The sequence below is a fragment of the Stenotrophomonas sp. GD03877 genome (assembly GCF_029840555.1).
In the GTDB taxonomy this organism is placed as follows: Bacteria; Pseudomonadota; Gammaproteobacteria; order Xanthomonadales; family Xanthomonadaceae; genus Stenotrophomonas; species Stenotrophomonas geniculata.
On sequence record NZ_JAOCCT010000012.1, the window covers coordinates 33,919 to 58,685 of the forward strand.

General features: G+C 67.3%; 24 protein-coding genes. 6 read left to right on the plus strand and 18 right to left on the minus strand.

Annotation, left to right across the window (positions count from 1 at the left end):
* Nucleotides 1-77: 77 nt before the first annotated feature.
* A complete protein-coding gene (locus N5D20_RS11055; protein ID WP_279914432.1) occupies nt 78-971 on the minus strand; it encodes a LysR family transcriptional regulator ArgP in 894 nt (297 codons plus the stop codon).
* A gap of 104 nt (nt 972-1,075) precedes the next feature.
* Here N5D20_RS11055 and N5D20_RS11060 point away from each other — a divergent pair, with 104 nt between their 5' ends.
* Entirely contained in the window at nt 1,076-1,690 is a 615-nt protein-coding gene (locus N5D20_RS11060) for a LysE/ArgO family amino acid transporter (protein WP_279914431.1), read from the plus strand.
* Here N5D20_RS11060 and map read toward each other — a convergent pair.
* The 15 genes from map to N5D20_RS11135 form a co-directional block, all read right to left on the minus strand.
* Entirely contained in the window at nt 1,687-2,469 is a 783-nt protein-coding gene (map, locus tag N5D20_RS11065; protein ID WP_279914451.1) for a type I methionyl aminopeptidase, read from the minus strand. The two genes, N5D20_RS11060 and map, sit on opposite strands and share 4 nt — an antisense overlap.
* A gap of 10 nt (nt 2,470-2,479) precedes the next feature.
* On the minus strand, nt 2,480-2,692 hold the full coding sequence (locus N5D20_RS11070; protein WP_005412680.1) for a ParD-like family protein: 213 nt from the start codon (nt 2,690-2,692) through the stop codon (nt 2,480-2,482).
* 68 nt (nt 2,693-2,760) lie between these two features.
* On the minus strand, nt 2,761-3,120 hold the full coding sequence (locus N5D20_RS11075) for a VOC family protein (RefSeq protein WP_043396624.1): 360 nt from the start codon (nt 3,118-3,120) through the stop codon (nt 2,761-2,763).
* 171 nt (nt 3,121-3,291) lie between these two features.
* Nucleotides 3,292-4,176, minus strand: a complete 885-nt coding sequence (locus N5D20_RS11080) for an arginase family protein (protein WP_109814367.1) — start codon at nt 4,174-4,176, stop codon at nt 3,292-3,294.
* Between the two features lie 3 nt (nt 4,177-4,179).
* On the minus strand, nt 4,180-5,244 hold the full coding sequence (locus N5D20_RS11085) for a GNAT family N-acetyltransferase (RefSeq protein WP_279914430.1): 1,065 nt from the start codon (nt 5,242-5,244) through the stop codon (nt 4,180-4,182).
* A 28-nt stretch (nt 5,245-5,272) separates the two neighbouring features.
* Entirely contained in the window at nt 5,273-6,673 is a 1,401-nt protein-coding gene (locus N5D20_RS11090; protein WP_006425764.1) for an aminotransferase class III-fold pyridoxal phosphate-dependent enzyme, read from the minus strand.
* A 48-nt stretch (nt 6,674-6,721) separates the two neighbouring features.
* Nucleotides 6,722-7,438 carry an MtnX-like HAD-IB family phosphatase gene (locus tag N5D20_RS11095; protein WP_279914429.1) on the minus strand — a complete coding sequence of 239 codons (717 nt, stop codon included), beginning with the start codon at nt 7,436-7,438 and terminating at the stop codon, nt 6,722-6,724.
* A 174-nt stretch (nt 7,439-7,612) separates the two neighbouring features.
* The gene (locus N5D20_RS11100; protein WP_279914428.1) at nt 7,613-8,815 is read right to left on the minus strand and encodes a DegT/DnrJ/EryC1/StrS family aminotransferase; all 1,203 of its coding nucleotides are present in this window, start codon (nt 8,813-8,815) and stop codon (nt 7,613-7,615) included.
* Between the two features lie 10 nt (nt 8,816-8,825).
* On the minus strand, nt 8,826-9,224 hold the full coding sequence (locus tag N5D20_RS11105) for a DMT family transporter (RefSeq protein ID WP_019337581.1): 399 nt from the start codon (nt 9,222-9,224) through the stop codon (nt 8,826-8,828).
* Complete coding sequence (locus N5D20_RS11110; protein WP_012479558.1) at nt 9,221-9,580, minus strand: EamA family transporter; 360 nt, start codon at nt 9,578-9,580, stop codon at nt 9,221-9,223. The genes N5D20_RS11105 and N5D20_RS11110 overlap by 4 nt, the downstream gene beginning before the upstream one ends.
* A gap of 1 nt (nt 9,581) precedes the next feature.
* Nucleotides 9,582-10,418, minus strand: coding sequence for an alpha/beta fold hydrolase (locus N5D20_RS11115; RefSeq protein WP_049455640.1), 837 nt, complete (start codon nt 10,416-10,418; stop codon nt 9,582-9,584).
* A gap of 79 nt (nt 10,419-10,497) precedes the next feature.
* A complete protein-coding gene (locus tag N5D20_RS11120) occupies nt 10,498-11,877 on the minus strand; it encodes a sensor histidine kinase (protein ID WP_010483178.1) in 1,380 nt (459 codons plus the stop codon).
* Nucleotides 11,874-12,557, minus strand: coding sequence for a response regulator (locus N5D20_RS11125; RefSeq protein ID WP_019337583.1), 684 nt, complete (start codon nt 12,555-12,557; stop codon nt 11,874-11,876). Before N5D20_RS11125 ends, N5D20_RS11120 begins: the two co-directional genes overlap by 4 nt.
* Nucleotides 12,558-12,691: 134 nt before the next feature.
* Nucleotides 12,692-13,819 (minus strand): metallophosphoesterase, encoded by a 1,128-nt coding sequence (locus N5D20_RS11130; protein ID WP_279914427.1) that lies wholly within the window; start codon nt 13,817-13,819, stop codon nt 12,692-12,694.
* 73 nt (nt 13,820-13,892) lie between these two features.
* Nucleotides 13,893-14,342 carry a helix-turn-helix domain-containing protein gene (locus N5D20_RS11135; protein WP_197578370.1) on the minus strand — a complete coding sequence of 150 codons (450 nt, stop codon included), beginning with the start codon at nt 14,340-14,342 and terminating at the stop codon, nt 13,893-13,895.
* 78 nt (nt 14,343-14,420) lie between these two features.
* On the opposite strand from N5D20_RS11135, the gene N5D20_RS11140 reads away from it, so the two are divergent.
* Nucleotides 14,421-15,638, plus strand: coding sequence for an MFS transporter (locus tag N5D20_RS11140; protein WP_197653769.1), 1,218 nt, complete (start codon nt 14,421-14,423; stop codon nt 15,636-15,638).
* A 99-nt stretch (nt 15,639-15,737) separates the two neighbouring features.
* Here the strand turns inward: N5D20_RS11140 and N5D20_RS11145 are convergent, their stop codons facing one another.
* Entirely contained in the window at nt 15,738-17,153 is a 1,416-nt protein-coding gene (locus N5D20_RS11145; RefSeq protein ID WP_279914426.1) for a GGDEF domain-containing protein, read from the minus strand.
* Between the two features lie 286 nt (nt 17,154-17,439).
* Between N5D20_RS11145 and N5D20_RS11150 the strand changes: the two genes are divergently transcribed.
* Both N5D20_RS11150 and N5D20_RS11155 read left to right on the plus strand, forming a co-directional pair.
* Complete coding sequence (locus N5D20_RS11150; protein WP_241873799.1) at nt 17,440-19,689, plus strand: TonB-dependent siderophore receptor; 2,250 nt, start codon at nt 17,440-17,442, stop codon at nt 19,687-19,689.
* 142 nt (nt 19,690-19,831) lie between these two features.
* The gene (locus N5D20_RS11155; RefSeq protein ID WP_010483164.1) at nt 19,832-20,812 is read left to right on the plus strand and encodes a cation diffusion facilitator family transporter; all 981 of its coding nucleotides are present in this window, start codon (nt 19,832-19,834) and stop codon (nt 20,810-20,812) included.
* 38 nt (nt 20,813-20,850) lie between these two features.
* On the opposite strand, the gene nfi is transcribed toward N5D20_RS11155, so the two are convergent.
* Nucleotides 20,851-21,525, minus strand: coding sequence for a deoxyribonuclease V (nfi, locus tag N5D20_RS11160; RefSeq protein WP_279914425.1), 675 nt, complete (start codon nt 21,523-21,525; stop codon nt 20,851-20,853).
* A gap of 94 nt (nt 21,526-21,619) precedes the next feature.
* Here nfi and gpmA point away from each other — a divergent pair, with 94 nt between their 5' ends.
* Complete coding sequence (gene gpmA, locus N5D20_RS11165; protein ID WP_019337589.1) at nt 21,620-22,369, plus strand: 2,3-diphosphoglycerate-dependent phosphoglycerate mutase; 750 nt, start codon at nt 21,620-21,622, stop codon at nt 22,367-22,369.
* Between the two features lie 211 nt (nt 22,370-22,580).
* The gene (locus N5D20_RS11170) at nt 22,581-24,674 is read left to right on the plus strand and encodes a M13-type metalloendopeptidase (RefSeq protein WP_191850958.1); all 2,094 of its coding nucleotides are present in this window, start codon (nt 22,581-22,583) and stop codon (nt 24,672-24,674) included.
* Nucleotides 24,675-24,767: the final 93 nt, after the last annotated feature.

The window sequence follows — 24,767 nt, forward strand, 5'->3', positions numbered from 1 at the left end:
CCGTCCCAGTGGTGAAGAAGTGCGCAAACGGTAGTGCGCGCGGCGTGAAGCCCGGGTCTGCGGTCATCGGATTGTCCTCAACGAAGGGTGCCGCTGGCCGCAGTGCGCAGCGCCTGGGTGATGTGCTGCAGCGTGCTTGAACGCACGGCGGCATGCTGCCAGTACAGCGGCACATCGAGCCAGCGGCGGGGCTCCAGTACCACCACGCGGCCGGCGCGCACGGCGGGTGCGACCAGCGTTTCCGGGGCCATGCCCCAGCCGAGTCCGCACGCGGCGGCTTCGACGAAACCGGTGGAGGAGGGCAGGTAGTGTAGCGGTGGCTGCAGCCGCGCGCGGGTCAGGCGTCGCACGAAGCGCCATTGCAGTTCATCCTTGCGGTTGAACACCAACATGGGGGCGTGCGCCAGGGCCGCGGCCTGCATGCCGTCACTGAAGTACTGGCGGGCGAAGCCGGGCGACGCGATGGCGTGGTAGCGCATCGCGCCGAGCGGGTGTACGTTGCAGCCCTTCACCGGCTGGCCTTCGGCGGTCACTGCACCCAGCACACTGCCGTCGCGCAGCAGCTGCAGGGTGTGGTCCTGATCGTCCATGCGCAGGTCGAACAGGTAGCCATGGCGTTGGTGCAGGTCGGCGATGGCCGGCACGAACCAGGTATCGAGCGAGTCGTCGTTGACCGCCAAGGGGATCGGCGTACGTGCGGCGTCGCTGCCGCGTTCGGGCAGCAGTTCGGCCACTGCCTCGGCCTCCAGCGCCTGCATCGGCCGTACCCGGCGCAGCAGTGCCTCACCGGCGGCGGTGGGCCGGCACGGTGCCTGGCGCACCACCAGCACCTGGCCAAGCCGGTCCTCCAGGGCCTTGATCCGCTGCGACAGTGCCGACGGACTGATCGACAGCCGGCGCGCCGCAGCCTCGAAGCTGCGTTCTTCCAGCACTGCGGCAAATGCGGACAGTTGCGGATGTACCAGGTCCACCAGTACCTCTTCAGTATTTCTGCACAGGATAAAGAAAAAACAGTTTGTCTTAACGTGTCCGTTGGCCGCACCCTGCGCGTCCCCCCGCTGCCTGGCCTGTCCTGATGTGGATCGCCGCTACCGCCGCCGGCCTGTTCGCAGGTGCCGGCCTGATCATCGCCATCGGCGCGCAGAACGCCTTCGTGCTGCGCCAGGGCCTGCAGCAGCGTCATGTGGGGAGGGTGGTGCTGGCCTGCGCCGGTGCGGACATCGCGCTGATACTGGCCGGTGTCGGCGGCATGGGGGCGCTGGTGCTGCAGTGGCCGCTGCTGCTGCAGGTGCTGCGTTTCGGTGGTGCGGCCTTCCTGCTCTGGTATGGCCTGCAGGCGGGATCGCGCGCGTGGCGCGGTGGCAGTGCGCTGGCCGCCGCCGAGGCGCAGGGCGGCAGTGGGCGCCAAGTACTGCTGACCTGCCTTGCGTTCACCCTGCTCAACCCGCACGTCTATCTGGATACGGTGGTGCTGCTGGGCAGCCTGTCCGCGCGCTACCCGGGCGATCTGCGCTGGGCGTTTGCTGCCGGCGCCTGCGCAGCCAGCGTGATCTGGTTCTGTGCGCTGGGCTATGGCGCGCGGCTGCTGCAGCCGGTGTTCCGCAGGCCGAGTGCCTGGCGGGTGCTGGATGCTGGCGTGGCAGTGTTCATGTTCTGCCTCGCCACGCTGCTGCTGTTGCGCCCGCTCTAGGCCACGTCCACCGCGCACTGCGGGGTTTCGCCGGGGCGCAGGGTCAGCACGCGCACGCCGCTGCGGGTAACCGCCACGGTGTGTTCGAACTGCGCCGACAGCTTGCCGTCGCGGGTGTAGACCGGCCATGCGTCCGGCTGCTGGCGGATGGCCGGCTTGCCCTGGTTGAGCATCGGCTCGATGGTGAACACCATGCCTTCTTCCAGCACCATGCCGGTGTGGGGATGGCCGTAGTGCAGGATCTGCGGTTCCTCGTGGATTTCCTGGCCGATGCCATGGCCGCAGTATTCCTTCACTACGCTGTAGCCGTGGCTGCGCGCGTGGCGGGCGATGGCGTGGCCGATGTCGCCCAGGCGTGCGCCGGGGCGCACCGCGGCGATGCCTTTCCACATCGCCTGGTAGGTGGTCTGCACCAGCCGGCGCGCGGCGTAGTCGACCTCACCGACCAGGTAGGTGGTGCTGGAGTCGGCGATGTAGCCGTTCTTCTCCAGGGTGATGTCGAGGTTGACGATCTGGCCGTTGCGCAGCACGTCGGTGGTGCTGGGAACGCCGTGGCAGATGACGTCGTCGATCGAGGTGTTGAGCACGTACGGGAAGCCGTACTGCCCTTTGCTGGCCGGCCGCGCCTGCAGCTCATCGACGATCATGCGCTCGACGAACTCGTTGATCTCCATCGTGCTGCGACCCTGCAGGGGCAGTTGGTCGAGCGCGGCGAACACCTGCGCCAGCAGGCGCCCCGATTCGGCCATCAGCGCGATCTCGTCGGGGCGCTTGATGATGCCCATCGGCTCAGACCTGGCCCGGGGGCAGCAACGGTGGCTGCACGCCGGCCGCGCGCAGCTCGCTGGCGACGATGTCCTGGAAACTCAGCGTAGGGTTCAGCTCGCACAGCATGCCGACCCGGATCCAGAAGTTGGCCTGGGCGTTGATCGAACGGCTGGAGACGGTGCAGGCACGGCGCAGCTGGTCGTGCAGGGTGTCATCGATGTTGACGATGCCCATGGGCGGTCCTGGAGGGTTTAATATACGAAGCGTATATGTTTCGTATATCCCTCTCAAGCCGGTGTCGTTCAGTCCACGTGGGTGGCAAAGCGCAGCCGGTTGCCGTCCGGGTCGCGCAGCAGCATCTCGCGGCTGCCCCACTCGGTGTCATGCGGCGGCTGTTCGATCGGCACGTTGGCGGCGCTGAAGGCGCGGTGCAGGTTGTCGACGTCGTCGACGATGAAATACACCGCGCCGCCGACCTCGCAGTCGCCGCTATGTTCGGTGAGGAAGATCGTCTGGCCGTCGCGGGTGAGCTGGGCGAACAGCGGGAAGCCGGGTTCGAAGCGGTGTTCCCAGTCGACCACGAATCCCAGCCCCTGCACGTAGAACGGCAGGGTGGTGTCGGCGTGGCGCATGCGCAGCTGCGGGATGACGGTCTGGGGCATGGCGAGGGCTCCTGGGGGGAACCCAGTGTAGAGCCGAGCCATGCTCGGCTGCTGTTCGCGGTCCCCGCAGTCGAGCATGGCTCGACTCTACAGAAGGCGCCAGCCGAGCGTGGGCTCGGCTCTACCCGGCTCTGGTAGTTGCCAACCTTGGTTGGCATTGCCGGACAGCGGTCAGCAGGCCGTCGGTACGGCAGCCATTGCCGCCAGCAGTTCGCGGTTCACCTGCTGGTGCCGGGCCTGCCAGGCAGGAAGATCATCGGCGCTGACGTCCGGCTGGCCATCCAGCGACGACAGCCAGCGCTTGAAGCGGCTCTGGTAGTTGGCCAGCGAGACTTCGCCGGTGATGTCACTGCCGACCAGGCCGCCGGCGCGCAGTGCCTCGATCACCACCAGCGCGTCCTCCAGCTGGAAGCGGCCCTGGTCCCAGTTGCTGCGGGCGACGTCCTCGGCGAACACGTCCTTGTCGATCGACAGGTAGGTGGGTTGTGGCGACTTGGCCTGTTCGGCAGCGAACGCGGCCACCAGGGCTTCGGGGTGCTCGAAGCGGCGGAAGGCGTGGCCCATGCCGAGGCGATGGCCCCAGTCGACATCCACGTCCATGCACCAGTACGTCAGGCGCCCGCCCATCAGCGGACGCCAGTGGTTCTCCCAGGCATGGCCGAGGCCGATGTCGCTGGAGGTGATGCCGAGTACATGGATGTGCGAGATATGCGGCAGCTTGCTGGCGGCGTTGACCCACGACCCGCAGTGCATGCCGAACGGGAAACGCATGTTGTCCGGATGGTTGTCCAGCACCACCAGCTGGAACGACGCCTGCGCGCGCATGCGGCGCAGCAGCGGCAGACTGAGATGGTGGAAGTCACCACTGCCGAGCATGACCGTGCCGAGCTGCGCGGGCAGCGGTGCCAGCACTTCGGCGGCGAAACGGTCCAGGGTGGCATTGCTGCAGGCGAAGCGCAGTGGATCGTGCCACTGCGGCAGGGCCAGGGTCTGCGCCTGTTGCAGCGGCAATACGCCACCGTCCAGGTCCAGGATCAGCGGGGAACGCACCAGCATCGCTCAGCCACCTCCATCAGGTTCGCCCTGCAGGTACGGGGCCAGCCGGCGCAGGGCGGCACGCAGCAGCGGGGAACGGGCATGGATCGCGTGCCGGGTGGAGGTGAAGCGGGCCCCCAGCTCGGCCTTGATCCGCGAGTCGGTCCAGCCGGCCACGTAGTGGCTCAGACCGTGCTGCAGGGCGTACTCGAGGTTGTGCATCCAGCTGACCGCGTACAGGTTGTGCTCGCGCGACTGCGGGTAAGCCAGGCCGATGTACTTGTCCACCAGCTTGCCGGCATGCACGTAGCACAGGTTCCAGCCGATCAGCTGGCCCTGGTGGCGGTACAGGAACATCCGTCCCTGGCCCTGGCTGTCGGCCAGCAGATGCTGGAAGTAGGGCAGGCCGAGCCGGTCGAAGTGCACCGCGCTCTGCGCATACACACCCAGGTACAGCGCATGCAGTTCGGCCTGCAGCCGTGGGTCGGCCAGGGCCGGATCACCGGTGGCGATACAGTCGATCTGCAGGTCATCACGCGAGCGCAGCTTGCGCCGGATGTTCTTGCGGCGCGAGGACGACAGGCGGCCGAGATAGCCGTCGAGCGAATCGAAATCGATCGCCACCCAGGCCAGCGGCATGCCTTCAAGTTCAACGAAGCCGCGCGCCAGCAATGCCTGCAGGAAGGCAGCACTGTGCGCGTTGGCCGCATCGTCCAGCAGTGGTGAATCGATCGCCAGGTCCTTGACCACCAGCAGCCGGGTATCGCCGATCGCGTGACGCGTCACGTCCTCGGCCAGCGCCTCCGGCGCGACGTGTGCCGGCAGCGGGGTGTACTCGGTGCTGGTGGCGCCAACGAAGCGGGTCTGCCAGGTGATCCACGGCCGCCACAGGCGCGACAGCGGGAGGCCGAGCAGCCTGCCGCGCAGTTCGTCGTCCATCGTCGTGGTCAGGTCCAGCGGTGCACGGAAGGACGGCAGGCCGCTGGGAAGGCGGCCTGCCTCGAATCCGAGCGGCGGGTGGGCCAGGAAGCCCTCCAGCAGCGCGGCCGGTTCCAGCGCGGTGCTGGATGCGCGTGACGTCATCTCCATCGGCACGGGAACCGGCAGCGCATCGACCTCAGCCCTTGGCCTTGGTCAGCGCCTGGTCGAGCAGGGTGATCGCCAGGTCGATTTCTTCGTAGCTGATGTCCAGAGACGGCGCAAAGGTGATCACGTTCTTGTACCAGCCACCCACGTCGAGCACGAGGCCCATGCGCTTGCCGTCGTGCAGCAGGTCACCGGCCAGGCCGATGTCGACCATGCGGTCCAGCAGTTCCTTGTTCGGGGTGTAGCCGTCGGTCTGGCAGATTTCCGCGCGCAGGGCCAGGCCCAGGCCGTCGACGTCGCCGATTTCCGGATGGCGCTTCTGCAGGCCACGCAGGCCGTCGAGGAAGTACGCGCCCTTCTCCGGCACGGTGCGCTCGTAGTCCATTTCCTTGCCCAGCTTCAGCACTTCCAGGCCCAGGCGGGTGCCCAGCGGGTTGGAGTTGAAGGTGGAATGGGTGGAGCCCGGCGGGAACACGGTCGGGTTGATCAGCTCTTCGCGAGCCCACAGGCCCGACAGCGGGTTCAGGCCGTTGGTCAGCGCCTTGCCGAACACCAGCACGTCCGGGGTGACACCGAAGTGCTCGATCGACCACAGCTTGCCGGTGCGCCAGAAGCCCATCTGGATTTCATCGACGACCATCAGGATGCCGTACTTGTCCAGCACGCGCTTGAGGCCGGTGAAGAAGTTGCGCGGCGGAATGACGTAGCCGCCGGTGCCCTGGATCGGCTCAACGTAGAACGCGGCGTACTCGGCCTGGCCGACCTTGGGATCCCACACGCCGTTGTACTCGCTTTCGAACAGGCGCTCGAACTGCCACACGCAGTGGTCGGAATACTCGTCCGGGGTCATGCCCTTCGGGCGACGGAAGGGGTACGGGAACGGGATGAACATCGCACGCTCGCCGAAGTGGCCGTAGCGGCGGCGGTAGCGGTAGCTGGAGGTGATCGAAGACGCACCCAGGGTGCGGCCGTGGTAGCCGCCTTCGAAGGCGAACATCAGGCTCTTGCCGCCGCGCGCGTTGCGCACGATCTTCAGCGAGTCTTCAATGGCCTGCGCGCCGCCGACGTTGAAGTGCACGCGGCCGTCGAGGCCGAACTTCTCGTGCATGTCCACGGCAATGGTCTTGGCCAGCTGCACGCGGGTCGGGTGCAGGTACTGGCTGGCGACCTGCGGCAGGGTGTCGATCTGGTCCTTCAGCGCGTCGTTCAGGCGCTTGTTGCTGTAGCCGAAGTTGCAGGCCGAGTACCACATCTGCAGGTCGAGGTAGGGCACGCCCGCACCGTCGAACATGTAGCTGCCTTCGCCGCGCTGGAAGATCTTCGGCGGGTCGACGTAGTGGACGGTGTCGCCGAAGGAGCTGTAGCGGGCTTCGTCGGCCAGCAGCTGCGCGTCGGAGGCAGCGGCGTCGGCGTTCTTGTCAAAAATGTTCATGCAGTTCGGTTCCGTGAAGGACGTTCGAAAGAGGTGGCGGGGGCGTGCTCAGGCGGTGGCCAGCAGCAGGGGCAGTGCGGTGGGCTGCGGGCTGGCGTCGATGCGGCGTGGCTGCAGCAGGCTGCCATCGAGCAGACGCGGCAACAGCGCGATTGCATCGTGGAAGGTAGCGATGGCGGCATGCCCGATGCCGGCATTGGCGCAATGGGTGATCAGGCGGCGCTTGGCGAACACGAAGTCGGCATCTTCGGATACGCAGAAATCCGAGCTGCCGTCACCGATCATCAGCACGCGCGGTGCTTCGTTGGCGCGCGCCTGCGCGGCGCAGGTGCATTTGCAGGTGCCACTGCGGCAGCCTTCGGCCTGGTAGGGCGATTCCAGTTCCCAGTGGTCCCCGCACCAGCGCAGGTGGTTGGCCACCACCGGCAGTCGCGACAGGCCATGGTTGGCGAGGATGCGGTGGATCGCATAATCCAGGCCGTCGCTGACGATGCGCAGCGGCACGCCCAGCTGCTCGCCGCGGGCGACGAAGGCGACGAAGCCCGGATCGATCTGCACCTGGTCCAGGTGCGCATCGAGCGTGGCTGGGTCCAGCTTCAGCAGCCGCACCTGGCCCTGCATGCATTCACGCGAGCCGATCTTTCCAGCCTTCCATTGGTCTTCCAGTTCCTGCCAGCCCGGCTGGCCGTACTTTTCCAGCAGCGAGTCGATGACATCTTCGAGGCTGATGGTGCCATCGAAGTCACACAGGATGCTCCAGTGCATGGGCAGGTCCGTCGATGAAAGAAACGCCCGGCCCGATGCCGGGGCAGAATCAATGTAGGCAGGCCGCCTTTCTCGTTCCTTTCCTGTTGAAAGGCTTCATTGACGGGCTGGGAAAGCGTTCAGGAAGGTGCATGGATGAATGCGTGAGGTGCAGTCCATCCGTGCGTCTTGAAGTCACGCGCGGGCCAGCACCTGCAGTATTTCGGCCGTCTCTTCACGGGTCTGCCAGGCACTGTTGCCAAGGGTCAGCATGCGTGCGGCGAAGTCGCGTGCGTTGGGCATGTCGTCCTGCGGCACGATGCCGCGCAGGTACGCGTAGTCGGGCAGGGCATGGATGAACATGCGGCTGGCGCCGAGCCCGCGTGGCCACAGGTCTTTCATTACGGCATCGCGGGCGCGCTGGCTGGGCAGCAGCAGCATCAGCATCGGCCAGGTGCCACCGCTACCGGCAAGGCCGTCGACCACCTCAACGGCTGGCAGCTGTGCCAGCTGCACGCGCAGCTGCAATGCACGCAGGCGCCCTGCCTGCAGGAAGGCCGGCAGGCGCCGCGCGGCACGGGCACCGATGTTCTGCCGCCACTGGCTGACCCGGTGCTGCGGAATCTGCAGCGGGAAAATGTCACCGACCGCTTCTTCCAGGTCGCCACGCTGCAACGCACTGCGCAGCGGATTGCCGTACACCAACGACAGCAGCGATGGCCGATAGCAAGCGGCCAGGCCAAGCAGCTGCACACTGCGCAGCAGTTCCCAGCGCAGGCTGGAACGCACCTGTTCAGCGGCATGTCCGGCCAGCGCGGCACGCAGCTCGTCATCGCGGCTGACCAGCAGGCCGCCTTCGTGCAGGCTCAGGCCCTTGCCGGCGGCCAGGCTGAAGAATCCGATATCGCCACACAGGCCGACACTGCTGCTGCCGACCCGTGCACCGAGCGCCTGCGCGGCATCCTCGATCACCCAGGCGCCAGCGCCGCGCGCAACTTCGCAGGCCAGCTCGACATCGGCGATGCGCCCGCCCAGGTGGGTGGGCAGGATTGCCAGCGTGCGTGCGTCGGCCAGGCGCTTGAGCTGGCCGGGGTCGAAGTCGAAATGGCCGTGGCGGGTATCGCACAGCTGCACGCGCAGGCCCAGGCTGTGCACCGCGATCGGCACCAGCGGGCAGGTATAGGCCGGCAGGATCACGGTGTCGCGCTTGGGCGCACGCTTGCGCAGCGTACGCAGCGCGATCAGCAGCGCGTGTGTGCCGGAACAGGTCAACTGCAGCGGCGGTGTGCCGAGCTGGCTGGCCAGGATCGCGCGCAGGTCGCCACCACCGGGCAGGAAATCGCTGGCCTGCATCGGCAGGCCAGCCGTCGGTGGCAGTTCGCGCGCGAACAGGCTCATCGCAGGGTGCTCACGCGGCGCTTTCGGCGGGGCTGTGCGGGTCGTCGGCTTCCGCGCGGCCGAGGCAGACGATGCCGGCCACGATCAACACCGCACCGAGCAGATGGTGCAGCGTCAGCGGCTCGTTCAACAGCCACGCCGACAGCAGCAGCACGCTGATCACTTCCAGGTGCGAGGCGGCGAATGCGGGGCCGATCGGCGCATGCCGCAGCAGGCTCATCCAGGTGAAGAACGCACCCACGTAGCCGAGGATGGCGCCGTACACCCACGGCTGCGACAGCACGCGCAGCAGCCACGCAGTGTTGGCCTCGACCGGCAGCGCGGCATCGCCGGCGTACTTGAAGCACAGCTGGGCCAGCGTGTCGAAGGCCATCAGCAGCGGGAAGCCGATGACATACAGGCGCCTCATGAGCCGGCCCCCACCACCGCCACGCCCGCCGTGACCAGCAACATGCCGGTCACCCGCAGCGGCGTGAGTTTCTCGCGGAACAGGAAACGGCCGGCGATCATCAGCGCGACGATGTTGATCGAGCCGAGCAGCACGCCCTTGGACAACGGCACCAGCGACAGGAACGCGATCCAGGCGACAAACTCAAGCACGTAGCAGGCGATGCCGATCCACAGCCAGGGGCGGCTGAGCATGTGTTTCCAGCGTTGCAGTCCTTCGCCTTCCTGCGGATCGCTGGCGGCGGCCTTGAAGGCGAGCTGGCCACCGGTATCGAGTACCACATTGGCCAGCCACAGCAGCGTGGCAAGTGCCCCCATTTCAGGCCACCGCCTTGAGCACGCCTGTGCGTTCACCGATCTCGGTGAAGAAGCGCGCGCTGCGGCGGATCACGTCGCGGCGTTCGCGGTCGATGGTGATCATGTGGTAGCTGTCTTCCAGCACCACCAGTTCCTTCGGACCGCTGACCCGCGACATCACCAGCTCGGCGTTGCCCATGCTGGCCACGTCGTCTTCGCGGGCGTGCATCACCAGGCACGGTGCGGTGACCTGGTGCAGATGGCGTCGGGTCCAGTTGCTCAACGCACGCATCTCGGCCAGCGCATGCCAGGGGTTGCCCGGTAGGCCGGCGGCGGCGCTGTCGCCGGACAGCATGGCGGCGCTCACCTGCGCACGCAGGCGCTCGTCACGCAGGCCGTACGGCGGTTCTTCCATGAACATGCGGTCGCGGCCGATGTTGAAGCGCTTGAACCACGGCAGCAGGAACGAGAAGCGGGCTACGGCGGGAATGTTCCAGCCGTCGTAACGGAACGTGGCGCCGTACACGCCGACCCCGGACACCCATTCCGGGCGCCGGGCAGCCAGGGCCAGCGACAGCACCGCGCCCATCGACAGGCCACCGACGTACAGCTGGTCGACCTTGCCGCGCAGGGTTGCCGCCGCATCTTCCACGCCCTGGTACCACTGTTCCCAGGTGGTCGCCAGCAGGTCATCCACGGTGCCGCAGTGGCCGGGCAGCTGCACGCCGTGCACGGTGAAACCGGCGTTGTTCAGCCCTTTGCCCAGCATGCGCATTTCCGCCGGGGTGCCGGTCAGGCCATGGACCAGCAGCACGCCCTGTGGGCCACCGGGGAGGAAGAAGTCGTGCGATTCGGTCACCTGGCGGCTCCGGGACGGCAGTGGGGATGGCAGGATCGCAAGCGCGATTTTCGCCAGCCTTTCAGCGCCCCGGGCCGGGTCAGGGCGCCTTCAGCAGCGGCAGCGTGATGGCGACCTTCAATCCGCCACCGGGGCGGTTCAGGAAGCTCAGGCGGCCGCCGAAGTGCTCCACCGCCTCATGCGCGATGGCCAGGCCGAGGCCGGTGCCGCTGGCAGCGGTGCCCGGCGCCCGGAAGAAGCGCTCGCCCAGCCGTGGCATCACGTCGTCGGGCACGCCGGGACCGTTGTCTTCCACATACAGTTCGACATCATTGTCGTCCAGCGCATGCACGCCCACCGTGACCGTCGCATTGCGGCCGGCATAACGAAGGGCGTTGTCGATCAGGTTGTCCAGCGCCTCCTGCAGCATGGCGCCGTTGCCGAGTACACGCAGCGGATGGGGGCTGCCGCGGTAGCCCAGATCGATGCCATCACGGATTGCTTCCGGTACCCGCATGCCGACCCACTGCGGTACCAGAACGCCCAGATCCAATGCCTCGACCGTTTCCGGCACGGTCTGTGCCCGGCTCAGCGCCAGCAGCTGGGTGCTGACCCGTGCCGTGCGCTGGTTGAGCCGGCGGATGTGCTGCAGTGCCTCGCGCACCGTGTCCGGGTCGCCGTGCGCCAGCGCCTGGTCCACGTGCAGTGCCATGCCCGCCAATGGGGAGCGCAGCTGGTGCGCGGCATCAGCGATGAAGCGGTTCTGCAGGGTGATCATTTCCGCCTGGCGCGCGAACAGATCGTCGATGGTGCTGATCAGCGGCTGGATCTCTTCCGGTACGTCGGCATCGGAGATCGGCGCCAGTTCGCCGCGGCGCTGCGCCAGGCGGGTCCTCAGCGGGGTCAGGATGCGCAGGCCGTACGTCACGCCGAACCAGACCAGCGCCGCGGTACCCAGCGCCAGCATGGTCATCAGCGGGATGATGATCATCAGGATCTCGCGCGCACGCTGCCGGCGGTCGGCCATGCTCTCGGCCACGGTCACCGCCAGCTGGTCCTGCGGATCGTTCATCGCCTGCGTGCAGACGGTGGCCATGCGCACCTGCTGGCCATTGAGGTTGCCGTCGTACAGCGCCGGATGCACGCCGGTGCAGTCCTGCGAAGGGGCATACGGGCTGAAGTCTGCATTGCCGCTGAGCGTACCCATGCGGCTGCTGTCGACGTTGAAATAGCGATGGCCGTCGGGGTCGTACTCGATCAGGAAGCGCGCCTGCGGAGACAGGTCGCTGGTCACCGGCATGGTGCTCAGCATCTGCGCGAACGAATGCGTGTCGTCGATCAGGTTGCGGTCGTGGATGCGGTTGGAATAGTCCAGCGCAACGTAATAGGCCAGGATCGTGTTGAAGGTGAGCAGGCCCAGCATCGGCAACGCCAGGAAGGCGAGCAGGCGCCGGCGCAGGCTGGGCGGTCCACTGATCACGGGGTGCCGTCGTCCTGCGCGTCTTCCAGCATATAGCCCAGCCCGCGCACGGTGCGGATGCCCATGCCGCCGGGCTGCAACTTCCGGCGCAGGCGGTGCAGGGCGATGTCCAGGCCGTTGTCGGTGAGGTCCTGGCCCCAGTCGCACAGCGCTTCCACCAGTTGCGCGCGCGACACGATGCGCTCGGCGCGTACCGCCAGTGCCGACAGCAGGCCGAACTCGCGCGCGGTCAGTTCCAGCGACTGGTCGTCGATCCACACCCGATGCCCGGCCAGGTCGATGCGCAGGCGGCCGATGCGCAGGTCCGGGTTGCCATTGCTGGTGACCCGGCGCAGCTGCGCACGCACGCGCGCTTCGAATTCGTCCAGTGCGAACGGCTTGACCAGGTAGTCATCGGCGCCAAGGTCGAGCACGCGCACGCGCTCGGCCAGGCCATCGCGGGCGGTCACTACCAGCACCGCCAGGCCATCGCCGCGCTGGCGCAGGCGTTGCAGCACGTCGCGGCCATCCAGCTGTGGCAGGCCCAGGTCCAGCACCAGCAGCGCGTACTGGGTCGAGCCCAGCGCGGCGTCGGCGTGCGCGCCGTTGTCGACGTGGTCGACCACATGGCCCTGGCGGCGCAGCGAGGCGCACAGGCCGGAGGCGATGTCCGGGTCGTCTTCAGCAATCAGAACGCGCATGCGCGGGGGCTCCTGTAACGGTCTGGCCCATCGGATGGGCGGGGTGGGCCTCTCTCGGCTGCCGAGGGTAGCCGCAAACCGGGTGAAGGTGGAGCGGGCCGCCACCGCCCGGTGCCGTCGCGCTGTCCCTCCATTCAGTCCTGCAGGCCCGGCTCACCCAGCGCCAGCGGCACCCGCGAGCCATCCAGCAGGCCACGGCTGAGCCTGCCATCCTCGATGAACAGCAGTTCGCCGTTCTCGCCGTTCTTGATGCTGCTGTCGATGGCAATCACGCGGTCGCCATGGAAGCTGCTGACGTGCGGCATCGAGGTATGGCCGACCACGATGCGCGTGAGCTGCAGGCGGTCGAGTACGGCCTGCACCCCTGCGGTGTCCAGTCGCCCATCGAAGTAGCCGCGGTACCAGATCGGGCTGGTCTTGCCGTCATACAGCGGTGCGGTGGCCGGATCGGCCTTCACTTCGGCCTTGGCCAGGCCGAGCGTGGCCTGGTAGGCCGCGTTGGTGCGCGCCGGGTCCAGCGCCAGTTGTACTGCCTCGGGCGAAATGCCGCCGTGCAGGAACAGGGTGTCGCCGATCTTCAGCAGCACCGGACGGGTGCGCAGCCACTGCCCGATCACCGAGTCGGCGCCATACAACTGCGGGTAGCTGCGCCCCAGCAGCTGGGCACTGCGCAGGTACTTCGGATTGACGTAGCGCAGGTCGTCGTACAGCACCATGGTCTCGTGGTTGCCGAGCACGAAGTGCACCGCGCCACCGGCGGCGGCCGCCTGCTGCTGCAGGCCATACAGCAGCCAGAACGCCTCGGTCACCTGCGGGCCACGGTCGAACACATCGCCGGCGATGACCAGGGTGTCCTTGCCCAGCGCCCAGCTGTCCTGTGCGTCGATCACCTTATTGGCGCGCAGCAGGCGCACCAGCAGCCCGTACTGGCCGTGGATGTCGGACAGCGCAACGATGCGCGGCACGGCCGGCAACACGGAGATCGAAGGTGCATTGGGTGCAGCCACGTGCACGCTGTGTTCGTAGCCGCAACGCGGGGCGATGTCGGTGCCTGAGGCCTGCGTGGCAAGCGTTTGCGACTCGACCTTGTCGTCGCAGATCCATCTGGCCTGCAGCTGGTTGCTCTGGCGGAACACATAGGGGCCATCGGCCTGCACGTGGTCGGCGGGCGCGGCAACCTCGCGGGCCTGCGTGGTTGCTGTGACGCAGGCCAGCAGGGGTAACAGCAGGGCGGTCAGCAGGGAAGGGCGATCGCGCGACATCGGGGGCATCCAGCGGCGGAAAAAACCGATGCTAACCGGCGCGGGCGTTCGTCGGTGTGCGCGAATGGGCGGGTCAGGCGTCGCGCCCGTCGTCCTTGAGCTTGCGCACGCGGGCGGCGGCGGGCTGGAGCGGCTGGCCGTCGCGCCCACGTGGCTGCATGTAGGGCAGCGGCCGCCGCGTCGCCAATTCGATCAGCTGTGAATGGGCTTCGCCCGTACCGAAGCGATGGCGCTCTCCCCACTGGCGCAGCGCGACCAGCAGCGGGAACAGTTCCTGGCCGGCGGCGGTGAGCACGTACTCCTGGTAGGCCGATCCATCGGAGGCCGGCCGCAGCTGCAGGATGCCGGCCTCGACCAGCCGGCGCAGGCGGTCGCTGAGGATGTTGCGCGCCGCGCCGAGGCTGCGCTGGAAATCACCGAAGCGGGTGATGCCGTCGAACGCGTCGCGGATCACCAGCAACGCCCAGCGGTCACCGAGCAGGTCGGCACTGCGGGCTACAGGACAGGGGCTGTCGGTGCGCATGCTGGGTATCTCCGAATGTGGTTGCAGTTTAAAACCAATGGCGATAGCCTGCACCCGGTTTCAAATTGCAACTACAAGATGAGTGCCGCATCTCTTCCCCGTCCGCTGCTGGTCCTGCTTGCGGTTGCCGCCGGCGCCAGCGTTGCCAATGTCTACTACGCTCAGCCGCTGCTGGATCAGCTTGCACGCGCCTTTGCACTGGACCGGGCCGTGGCCGGCGCGGTGCTGGCGGCCACCCAGGCCGGCAGCGTGCTGGCGTTGCTTGGCCTGCTGCCGCTGGCGGACCGCGGTGACCGGCGACGCCTGCTGCGGCTGCAGCTGATCGCACTGGTGCTGGCCCTGTTGTGGCTGGCGGCGTCGCGCACGGCGAGCTGGCTGTTGTCGGGCATGCTGCTGGCCGGATTGCTGGGCACGGCGCTGACCCAGGGCCTGATCGCCTACACCGCCACGCTGGCACCGCCCGAGCAGCGCGGTCGCATGGTTGGCGTGGTGCAGGGCGGAGTGTTCATCGGCCTGCTGCTGGCGCGCGTGGTGTCGGGTACGGTGGCGGCGGCCTTTGGCTGGCAGAGGGTCTACCTGCTGTCCGCGGTGGTGATGGCGGCATTGGCGGCGCTGCTGTGGCGGCGCTTGCCCGCAGTACCGGTGCCGTTGGTCCCTCCACGCTGGCGCGAGCTGCTGGGCTCGATGCTGGGCATGCTGCGCCGGAATCGGACGCTGCGCGAGCGCGGGCCGCTGGCGGTGCTGCTGTTTGCCGGCCTCAACGTGTTCTGGGCGGCGGCACCCTTGCCGCTGTCGGCACCGCCGCTGCACTGGTCGACCGCAGCCATCGGCGCGCTCGGCCTGGCCGGCGTGGTCGGTGCGTTGATGGCGGCGCGGGTCGGGCACTGGATGGACTGCGGTTTCGCACATCGGGTCAGCCTCGGCGCGCTGCTGCTGATGCTGGTCGCGTGGTGGCCGCTGCTGGGCCTGCCGCAATCGCTGTCCTTGCTGCTGCTGGGTGTGGTCGTGCTCGACCTCGGCGGCCAGGCACTGCATGTTTCGAACCAGGCATTGCTGCTGCGTGCACCGGCAGAACAGCATGGGCGCCTGGTGGCTTTGTACATGCTGTTCTATGCGGTGGGCAGTGGTGCAGGAGCGGCGGCGGGGCCCTGGATGCAGGTGCGGCATGGCTGGCCCGCAGTGTGCCTGCTGGGGGCAGGCATCGCGTTGCTGGCGCTGCTGTGGTGGGCAGCATGGTGGGTGGTGGCGGTGAAAGCAGCGGCTGACGTTGGTGTCGGTGGCGTCGGCTGTCGGTAGCGTCGACCGTTGGTCGACTGCTCTTGCCGCGGAGCGCGAGAAGCCAGCGCTCCGCGCGATAGTCGACTGGCAGTCGACTCTGGTGCCTGCCGCGCGGCGTTATCGCTGCAACGCACGCCGCCCGGGGGCTTCCTGCAATGCCTCGCTGGCCACCACCACGCGGTTGCGGCCGCTGCGCTTGGCTTCGTACATCGCGGCGTCGGCACGTGCCATCAGCCGCTCGTAATCCGGATGACCATCGTGACCGGCCACGCCGATGCTGGCGGTCAGTTCCAGCACCTGGCCATTGGCCAGCGCTACCGGCGACTGTGCGATCTGCCGGCGCAGGCTCTCGGCGATCACGGTCGCCTGCGATTCGCTGGCGGCCACCAGCACTACCACGAACTCTTCGCCGCCATAGCGGAACAGGTAGTCGCTGCCACGCGTGAGCTGGCCGAGCAGGCCGGCCACGTGCTGCAACGCGCGGTCGCCGGCATCGTGGCCATGGCCGTCGTTGATTGCCTTGAAATGATCCAGGTCGAGCAGCAGCAGCGAGAACGGTGTGCGGTTGCGCGTGGCCAGCTCGATTTCCCGGCGCAGCACTGTAGGCAGGAAGCGACGGTTGAGCAGATTCGTCAGCGCATCGCTGCCGGCATCCAGTTCGCCGATGCGCTCGAACAGCAGTGTCATCAGGGTGCGGATGGCAGCCAGATCCTCGCGGATGGCCGGCAGCACCGCCAGTCGCTGCGCCGGTGCATCGCCGCTCGCGCGCTTCAGGTGGCCGTCAATGCGGGCCATCAACTGGCCCACCTGCTGCGTTTCGCTGCTTTCGCCGAAGCTGGGGATGCCCTTGTGGGTGAACCACAGGCCGAACTCCGAGGTGGCCAGGCTGGCGTTGTCGCTGGCCTGCACATGACCGGCGAGTGCGTACAGCAGGGCGTTCTCCCAGTCCAGCAGCAGTGCGCGTTGACGCTCGCGTTCCGTACCGACGTTCTGTACCAGCGAGAACAGCCGGTAGGCGGCGTCGGCACGGGTGGAGCGCTCGCGCGCATGGGTGTAGGCCAGGGTCATGCCTTCCATGGCGATGTCCATGATCGCGCTGAGGCAGTCGATGGCGGCGAACGCGGTCGCGCTGTCGGGCGCGTCGTCGCGCAGGCGCACGAACAGCTCGTGCTTGAGCACGCGCGCACCGCGGGTGACCAGGTCGACCGGGATGCCGACCCGCGCGTGTACGTCGCCGATCACCCGCTGCGAGGCGACGGTGGTGGCGATGCCGGAGGCGTCGGTGGTCAGCAGTTGCACCAGCCAGCGCTGCATGGCCGGCTGCAGGCGCTGCTTGACCTGGTCGTGGGACAGGAAGCGGCGTGCACGCCCGTCCTGCAGCAGCACTTCGTAAAAGCGCTGGGCCAGCGCGGGTGGGGCATCGGTGGCAGCGGCCCTGAGCAGCGCGGTGGCGGCAGGGCCGGCCTGCAGCAGGCAATGCTGCCAGGCCTCGGCCAGCGGCTGGCTGGCATCGTCCAATTGGGGTGGTTCCACGTCGATCTCTGACTGCGTACGGCAAACCACGGGTATCGGCCGCGGCGGCGTACGGTTGATGGCGGGTTAGCCGGCCAGTTTACGCGCGGTGCAGGGTTGCACGGTGCGCAAACCACATCGGCGCCGCTGCGCCAATGAGTGAACGCATTTGAGAATCACTCGCATTGGTGGGAGAATGCGCGCACGGAACGGGCTGCAGGTGCCTGCAGCCCGTTCCGCCTCCCCCCTCGTCGTTGCCTCAAGCCCTTTGCCAGAGGCCCCGTAGCCCTGCCAGAAGGTCCTGATCATGTCTCCTGCCGTTGTCCTTTCGCCGCGCCCGCTGGCGCTTGCCGTTGCCGCCCTGCTGGCGGGCAGCGCCCTGACCGCCCAGGCCGAAACCGACGCCACCGATATCGACACGGTGCACGTCACCGCCTCGCAGATCGCGCGCCAGGCACTGGGTACCTCGACCATCACCGCCGAGGACATCGCCCGGCGCCCGCCGGCCAACGACATCGCCGAACTGCTGCGCACCATGCCCGGCGTCAACCTGACCGGCAACAGTGCCTCGGGCCAGTACGGCAACAACCGCCAGATCGATCTGCGCGGCATGGGCCCGGAAAACACCCTGATCCTGGTCGACGGCAAGCGCATCGGCGCACGCGATGCGGTGCGCATGGGGCGTAGCGGCGAGCGCAATACCCGCGGTGACACCAACTGGGTGCCGGCAGAAATGATCGAGCGCATCGAAGTGCTGCGCGGACCGGCAGCGGCACGCTATGGCTCGGGTGCTTCGGGCGGCGTGGTCAACATCATCACCAAGCGCCCGACCGGCGACCTGACCGGTGCGGTCGACCTGTATGGCCTGGTGCCCGAGCACAGCGCCGAGGGCGGCAGCGAGCGCGTCGGCCTGCAGCTGAGCGGGCCGATGACCGACACCCTGTCGTTCCGCCTGTATGGCAACCTCAACAAGACCGACGCCGATTCGCTGGACCTCAACCGCCAGTACGCCACCAATCCGAACGCGGTGCCACCGGCCGGTCGCGAGGGCGTCAAGAATCGTGATGTCAACGCGCTGCTGCGCTGGGACGTGACCGCCAACCAGGTGGTCGAGTTCGAAGCCGGCACCAGCCGCCAGGGCAACATCTATGCAGGTGACCGCGCGGTCAGCACCACCGGCACCTCGACACCGATCGATCTGGGGGCCTTGGCCGAGCAGCAGGCCGAGACCAACCGCATGTACCGCAACACCGGCGCGATCACCCATCGCGGCCGCTGGGGTGATGTGACCTCGCGGGTAACGGCGGCAGTGGAGGCGGTGAACAACTCGCGCATCAACGAAGGCCTGGCCGGTGGCCCGGAGGGCAGCTTCAACGGCACCGACTGGTCGACCTCGCGCCTGCGCAACTACCAGCTGGACGGCGAAGTGAGCTTCCCGACCACGCTGGGCGGCGCCGAGAACATCTGGACGCTGGGCTTTGAATACCTGGACAGCCGCCTGACCGACCCGTACTCGATGAGCCAGTCCAGCAGCAGCGGCGGCGGCATTCCGGGGCTGTCGGCCGATCGCGCGCGCGGCAAGTCCGATGCGCAGACCACCGCCGTATTCGTCGAAGACAACATCTACCTGGGTGAGCGCTGGATCGTCACCCCGGGCCTGCGCTTCGATCACCACAGCCAGTTCGGCAACAACACCAGCCCCAGCCTCAATGCGCAGTTCCGCATCAACAGCGACTGGGTGGTGAAGGGGGGTATCGCCCGTGCATTCAAGGCACCGAACCTGTACCAGTCGAATCCGGACTATCTGTATTACACCCGTGGCAATGGCTGCCCGAATGCACTGCCGAGCCTGGGCGCCGGCTGCTACATGCGCGGCAACGCGGACCTGAAGGCGGAAACCAGCCTGAACAAGGAACTGGGCATCGAGTGGGCACCGCAGAGCGGCTGGCAGGCGTCGTTGACCTACTTCCACAACGACTACAAGGACAAGATCCAGGCCGGCTACACCCAGATCGGGCTGACCGCCGACACCAAGGGTCGCATCTTCCGCTGGGAGAACGCACCCAAGGCGATCGTGCAGGGGCTTGAAGGCAACCTGGTGATCCCGCTGCTGGGCGAGCAGGGCAGCCGCCTGAAGTGGAGCAACAACTTCACCTACATGGTCGAGAACGAGAACAAGACCACGCGCCAGCCGCTGTCGGTGATCCCGAAGTACACCATCAACACCATGCTGGACTGGCAGGCCACCGACAAGCTGTCGCTGCTGCTGACCGGCACGTTCTACGGCAAGCAGGAACCGGCCACCACCAACATCAACAACGACCCGCGCTGCACCGGCACCTGCGACCCGTCGATCGCACTGCAGGATCGCGGTGCGTACAACATCTGGGGCGTGAGCGCGCGCTACAAGGTGACCGAGACGGTCAGCTTCGGCTTTGGCGTCAACAACCTGGCCGACAAGCGCCTGTTCCGCGAGGCCAACAGCAGCGATGCCGGTGCGGCGACCTACAACGAGCCGGGTCGCGCGTACTGGGCCAGCCTGCGCTTCGGGTTCTGACCCCAGGCCGGCGTCGTTCCACGGGGCTCGCCAGGCATGCCTGGCGGCTCCGGACCGGTACGCCTGCAATGTTATAAACATCGTAATAGTCTCCCCCGCCAGCACGGCGTAGCCTGCACCGCATCGCAAAGGAGCTGTTGCCATGGGCCACGACCACGATCACCTGCCATCCGAGATCCGCCACGAGAAACCCTTGTGGTGGGCGCTCGGCCTGACCTCCACCTTCCTCGTCGTCGAGGTGGTGGGCGCGTTCTGGACCAACAGCCTGGCGCTGCTGTCCGACGCGGCGCACATGGCCACCGATGCGCTGGCGCTGATGATCGCGCTGGTGGCGGTACGGCTGAGCCGTCGCCCGCCCGACGCGCGCCGCACCTACGGCTATGCGCGCCTGGAAGCGCTGGGCGCGATGATCAACGGTGCGATGCTGTTCGTGGTCGCCGGGTACATCCTGTGGGAGGCCATTGGGCGTTTCCGCGAGCCGCAGGAGATTGCCTCGTCGGGCATGCTGGTGATCGCCGCGGCGGGCCTGGTCATCAACCTGATCTCGATGCGCCTGCTGCAGGCCGGCAGCGGCGAGAGCCTCAACGTGAAGGGCGCCTACCTGGAAGTGTGGGCGGACATGCTTGGCTCGGTGGCGGTGATTGCTGGTGCGCTGTTGATCAAGTGGACCGGCTGGAAGCCGATCGATCCCATCCTGGCGGTGCTGATCGGCCTGTGGGTGCTGCCGCGCACCTATGTGTTGATGCGTGAGGCGATCAACGTGCTGCTGGAAGGCGTGCCCAAGGGCATGGACGTGGCCAGGGTACGTGACAGCCTGTCCGGCCACGCTGCGGTACTGGATGTGCATGACCTGCACGTGTGGGCGCTTGCTTCCAGCACCCCAGCGCTCACCGCGCACATCGTGATGCGCGACGGCACCGATGCCGATGCGCTGCGCCGTGAACTGGGCGGGCGCCTGCACGATGACTTCGGCATCGAGCACGTGACACTGCAGATCGAAGCGGACCACTGCGGCGAAGCCTGTGGTGAGCCGGTGCCGGCCAAGGGCGGCGAGCACGAGGGCCATGAGGGCCATGACCACGGCGAGGACGCGCAGGGCCATCGCGGTCACGTGCATCGCTGATCGAAGGTGACGCGCGTGCCGGGCGATGCCCGCCGCAGCTATTCGTCCCGTCGCGAGGCCAGCCGATCCGCCAGCCGGGTCGGCTCCGGCAGCCGGTAACCGCGCAGGGTGCGCTGCACCCAGGCCAGCGCGGTATCGGCACTGACCCGATGGCCGCCGGCCACGAACAGCGGCTTGCAGCGCACCTTGCTGCGCAGCACCCAGCCCAGTTGTTCATCGCCATCCAACAGCGGCGTATGTGCACCGGCCTCGGCGCCCGGCTCGACGAACTGGCCCACCAGCTTCGACTTGGCCACGCCGATGCTCGGCAGGTCGGTGACCACGCCCAGATGCGCGGCCACGCCCAGCCGGCGCGGATGGCTGATGCCGTGGCCATCGACGAACACCAGATCCGGCGCCTGCGGCAGCAGCGCCAGTGCCGCCAGCAGCGCCGGCAGCTCGCGGAAACTGAGCAGGCCGGGGATGTAGGGCATCACCGTAGGAATCCGCGCGATCTCCTGCGCCACGGGCTGCAGCGTCTTCGCATCCAGCAGCACCGCCGCGGCGCGGGTGATGGCGCCGTTGTCTTCAAAGCCGACATCCAGCCCGGCCAGCCAGCGCATGTCGCGGGGCAAGCGGTCCTGGCGCTCCACGCGGCCGGCAAGCTGGATCTGCTGCGCGCGGGCAGTGGCGACGCTGCCTTCCCAGCGTCCGGGGTCGATCACCGTATTCATTGGCCGCAGCATCGCATGCGCGGCGCCACGGCCCGGTGAGTGGCGCCCGGGGCTACAATGGCGGCCTGCCTTTCCTCGCGTTGGAGACCCTGCAGTGACCCGTAAACTCGTACTGTTGCGCCATGGCCAGAGCCAGTGGAACCTGGACAACCGCTTCACCGGCTGGGTCGATGTCGACCTGACCGAGCAGGGGCGCCGGGAAGCGGCTGCCGCCGGTCGCCTGATGCGCGAGGAAGGCCTGCAGTTCGACGTCGCCCACACTTCCGTGCTCAAGCGCGCCATCCACACCCTGCAGGGTGCACTGGCCGAGCTGGAGCAGGACTGGCTGCCGGTGAACAAGTCCTGGCGGCTCAACGAGCGCCACTACGGCGGCCTGCAGGGCCTGGACAAGGCAGAGACCGCTGCCAAGCACGGCGAAGACCAGGTCAAGGTGTGGCGTCGTTCGTACGACATCCCGCCGCCGGCCATGGACCTGGAAGATCCGGGCCACCCTATCCACGACCGCCGCTACGCCGGCCTGGACCGCAACGCGCTGCCGGGCACCGAATCGCTGGCCACGACCCTGGACCGCGTGCTGCCGTACTGGCATGACGCCATCGCGCCGCAGCTGAAGGACGGCAAGACCGTGCTGGTCACCGCCCACGGCAACTCGCTGCGTGCGCTGTACAAGTACCTCAACAATGTCTCGCGCGAGGAAATCCTCGAGCTGAACATCCCGACCGGCATTCCGCTGCTGTTCGAACTGAACGACGATCTGACCGTGCAGTCGTTCCGCTATCTGGGCGACCCGGAAGCGGCACGCAAGGCTGCTGAGGCCGTGGCCAACCAAGGCAAGGCGAAATAAAGAAGCAGAAGGCCGGCGCAAGCCGGCCTTCGCTTTTTGTAGAGTCGAGCCATGCTCGACTGCTCTCCGTTGCGGGTTCATGACCCCTGCGGGAGGCCAACCGCAGTCGAGCATGGCTCGACTCTACAGGAAGCTCGCCCCTGTGACCTTTGGCCGGTCCCTGTCGTGGGCGTACCCGGCTACCCTGTGAAATTACCCGCAGGAGAGCCACATGAACGTCCGCAACCTGGTCCCGCTGGGCCTGACCATCGCCATTGCTGCCTCGCTGGCGGCCTGTGGCAAGAATGAAGCCGCACCGGCGGCCAGTGCCGACGCCAAGCCGGCCTTCGACCAGTCGCAGATCAAGACGCCGCTGATCTCGCTCAACAGCGCCGATCTGGACCCGTCGATCTCGGCCTGTACCGACCTCAATGGCTTCGTCAACAGCAAGTGGCTGAAGGCCAACCCGGTGCCGGGCGACCAGACCACCTGGGGCAGCTTCGAGATCCTGCGTGAGCGCTCGCTGGAAGTGCAGCACGCGCTGGTCCAGCAGGCCGCCGCCAGCCAGGCCAAGGCCGGTTCGGTGGAAGCCAAGATCGGTGACATCTGGAAGACCGGCAACGACGAAGCCAAGATCGAAGCCGCCGGCCTGGCGCCGCTGCAGCCGCAGCTGGACAAGATCACTGCACTGAACGACACCGCTGCCATCACCCAGTACCTGCGCGACAGCCAGGCCGAGGGCAAGGGCGTGCTGTTCTCGCTGTTCGCCAATGCCGACTACAAGGATTCGGCCAACGTCATCGCCTACGTCGGCCAGGGCGGCCTGGGCCTGCCGGAGAAGGGCTACTACTTCGACGACGCGCAGGCCAAGATCCGCGACGCCTACGTGGCCTACATCGCACAGGTGCTGACCCTGTCCGGTGTGGACGCGGCGCAGGCCGCCGAGCAGGCCAAGGCCGTGATGGCCTTCGAAACCCGCCTGGCCAAGGCCTCGATGTCGCGCATCGAAATGCGTGACCCGGCCAAGCGCTACAACCCGCTCAGCGCCGCAGATGCCGACAAGCTGACCCCGAACTTCAGCTGGACCGCGCTGTTCGACACCCTGAAGGTGCCGGCCGCACAGAAGTTCTCGCTGGCGCAGCCGGCCTTCTTCGGTGAAATGGACAAGATGCTCGCCGATGTGCCGGCCAGCACCTGGCAGGCCTACCTGCGCTTCCACACCATCGACGATGCCTCGCCGTACCTGAGCAGCCAGTTCGAGAAGGCCAACTTCGATTTCTACGGCACCACCCTGCGTGGCCAGAAGGAAATGCAGCCGCGCTGGAAGCGCGTGCTGGAGTCGGTCAACGGCGGCATGGGTGAAGCGCTGGGCCAGCTGTACGTCGACGCCGTGTTCCCGGCCGAGTCGAAGGTCGCCATGCAGCATCTGGTGGAAAACCTGTCGCAGGCACTGAAGGCGCGCCTGGAGCAGCTGCCGTGGATGGGCGAAGAAACCAAGAAGAAGGCACTGGAGAAGTGGGCCAGCTTCACCCCGAAGATCGGCTACCCGGACAAGTGGCGTGACTGGGCAGGCCTGCAGACCAACGGGGACAGCTACCTGGGCAACATGCAGGCGGCGCGTGCGTTCAACTACCGCTACATGCTGGACAAGATCGGCAAGCCGGTGGACAAGACCGAGTGGGGCATGACCCCGCAGACCGTCAACGCGTACTACAACGCCACCAAGAACGAGATCGTGTTCCCGGCGGCGATCCTGCAGGCACCGTTCTTCGACGCCAAGGCCGATCCGGCGCTGAACTACGGCGGCATCGGTGCGGTCATCGGCCACGAAATGATGCACGGCTACGATGACTCGGGCAGCCAGTTCGCCGCCAACGGCAATTTCGACAACTGGTGGACCGACGCCGACCGCAAGGCCTTCACCGAGCGTACCGACCAGCTGGTCGCGCAGTTCGACGGCTATGAATCGGTGCCGGGCGTGTTCGTGAAGGGCAAGCTGACCCTGGGCGAAAACATCGGCGACCTGGGCGGCCTGACCGTGGCCTACGACGCGCTGCAGATGGCGCTGAAGGAAGATCCGAAGGCGAATGTCGAGGTTGATGGCCACAGCCAGGACCAGCGCTTCTTCATGAACTGGGCCACCGTGTGGCGCCGCAACTTCACCGATGGTGAGCTGCGCGTCCGCCTGAACACCGACCCGCATGCGCCGGCCAACTTCCGTGCCAACGGTGCGCCGTCGAACATGCCGTCCTATGCCGCTGCATTCCAGTGCAAGGCCGGTGATGCGATGGTGCGTGCCGACGACAAGCGCGTGGTGATCTGGTAATCGATCATCCGTGATGCATGATGCGAAAGGCCCGGCGAATGCCGGGCCTTTTGTCTTTCTGGCCGGTCGCGAGGAGCGCGCCGGTAGAGTCGA

Bases quoted from the DNA above. Each gene is read 5' to 3' on its own strand.
- N5D20_RS11060 (WP_279914431.1), top strand. From the start codon at position 1,076: ATGTGGATCGCCGCTACCGCCGCCGGCCTGTTCGCAGGTGCCGGCCTG.
- N5D20_RS11100 (WP_279914428.1), bottom strand. From the start codon at position 8,815: ATGAGCCTGTTCGCGCGCGAACTGCCACCGACGGCTGGCCTGCCGATG.
- N5D20_RS11105 (WP_019337581.1), bottom strand. From the start codon at position 9,224: ATGAGGCGCCTGTATGTCATCGGCTTCCCGCTGCTGATGGCCTTCGAC.
- N5D20_RS11070 (WP_005412680.1), bottom strand. From the start codon at position 2,692: ATGGGCATCGTCAACATCGATGACACCCTGCACGACCAGCTGCGCCGT.
- N5D20_RS11130 (WP_279914427.1), bottom strand. From the start codon at position 13,819: ATGTCGCGCGATCGCCCTTCCCTGCTGACCGCCCTGCTGTTACCCCTG.
- N5D20_RS11125 (WP_019337583.1), bottom strand. From the start codon at position 12,557: ATGCGCGTTCTGATTGCTGAAGACGACCCGGACATCGCCTCCGGCCTG.
- nfi (WP_279914425.1), bottom strand. From the start codon at position 21,525: ATGAATACGGTGATCGACCCCGGACGCTGGGAAGGCAGCGTCGCCACT.
- N5D20_RS11140 (WP_197653769.1), top strand. From the start codon at position 14,421: ATGAGTGCCGCATCTCTTCCCCGTCCGCTGCTGGTCCTGCTTGCGGTT.
- N5D20_RS11085 (WP_279914430.1), bottom strand. From the start codon at position 5,244: ATGGAGATGACGTCACGCGCATCCAGCACCGCGCTGGAACCGGCCGCG.
- N5D20_RS11135 (WP_197578370.1), bottom strand. From the start codon at position 14,342: ATGCGCACCGACAGCCCCTGTCCTGTAGCCCGCAGTGCCGACCTGCTC.
- N5D20_RS11110 (WP_012479558.1), bottom strand. From the start codon at position 9,580: ATGGGGGCACTTGCCACGCTGCTGTGGCTGGCCAATGTGGTACTCGAT.
- N5D20_RS11170 (WP_191850958.1), top strand. From the start codon at position 22,581: ATGAACGTCCGCAACCTGGTCCCGCTGGGCCTGACCATCGCCATTGCT.
- N5D20_RS11080 (WP_109814367.1), bottom strand. From the start codon at position 4,176: ATGCTGGTGCGTTCCCCGCTGATCCTGGACCTGGACGGTGGCGTATTG.
- N5D20_RS11155 (WP_010483164.1), top strand. From the start codon at position 19,832: ATGGGCCACGACCACGATCACCTGCCATCCGAGATCCGCCACGAGAAA.
- N5D20_RS11075 (WP_043396624.1), bottom strand. From the start codon at position 3,120: ATGCCCCAGACCGTCATCCCGCAGCTGCGCATGCGCCACGCCGACACC.
- N5D20_RS11090 (WP_006425764.1), bottom strand. From the start codon at position 6,673: ATGAACATTTTTGACAAGAACGCCGACGCCGCTGCCTCCGACGCGCAG.
- N5D20_RS11095 (WP_279914429.1), bottom strand. From the start codon at position 7,438: ATGCACTGGAGCATCCTGTGTGACTTCGATGGCACCATCAGCCTCGAA.
- N5D20_RS11150 (WP_241873799.1), top strand. From the start codon at position 17,440: ATGTCTCCTGCCGTTGTCCTTTCGCCGCGCCCGCTGGCGCTTGCCGTT.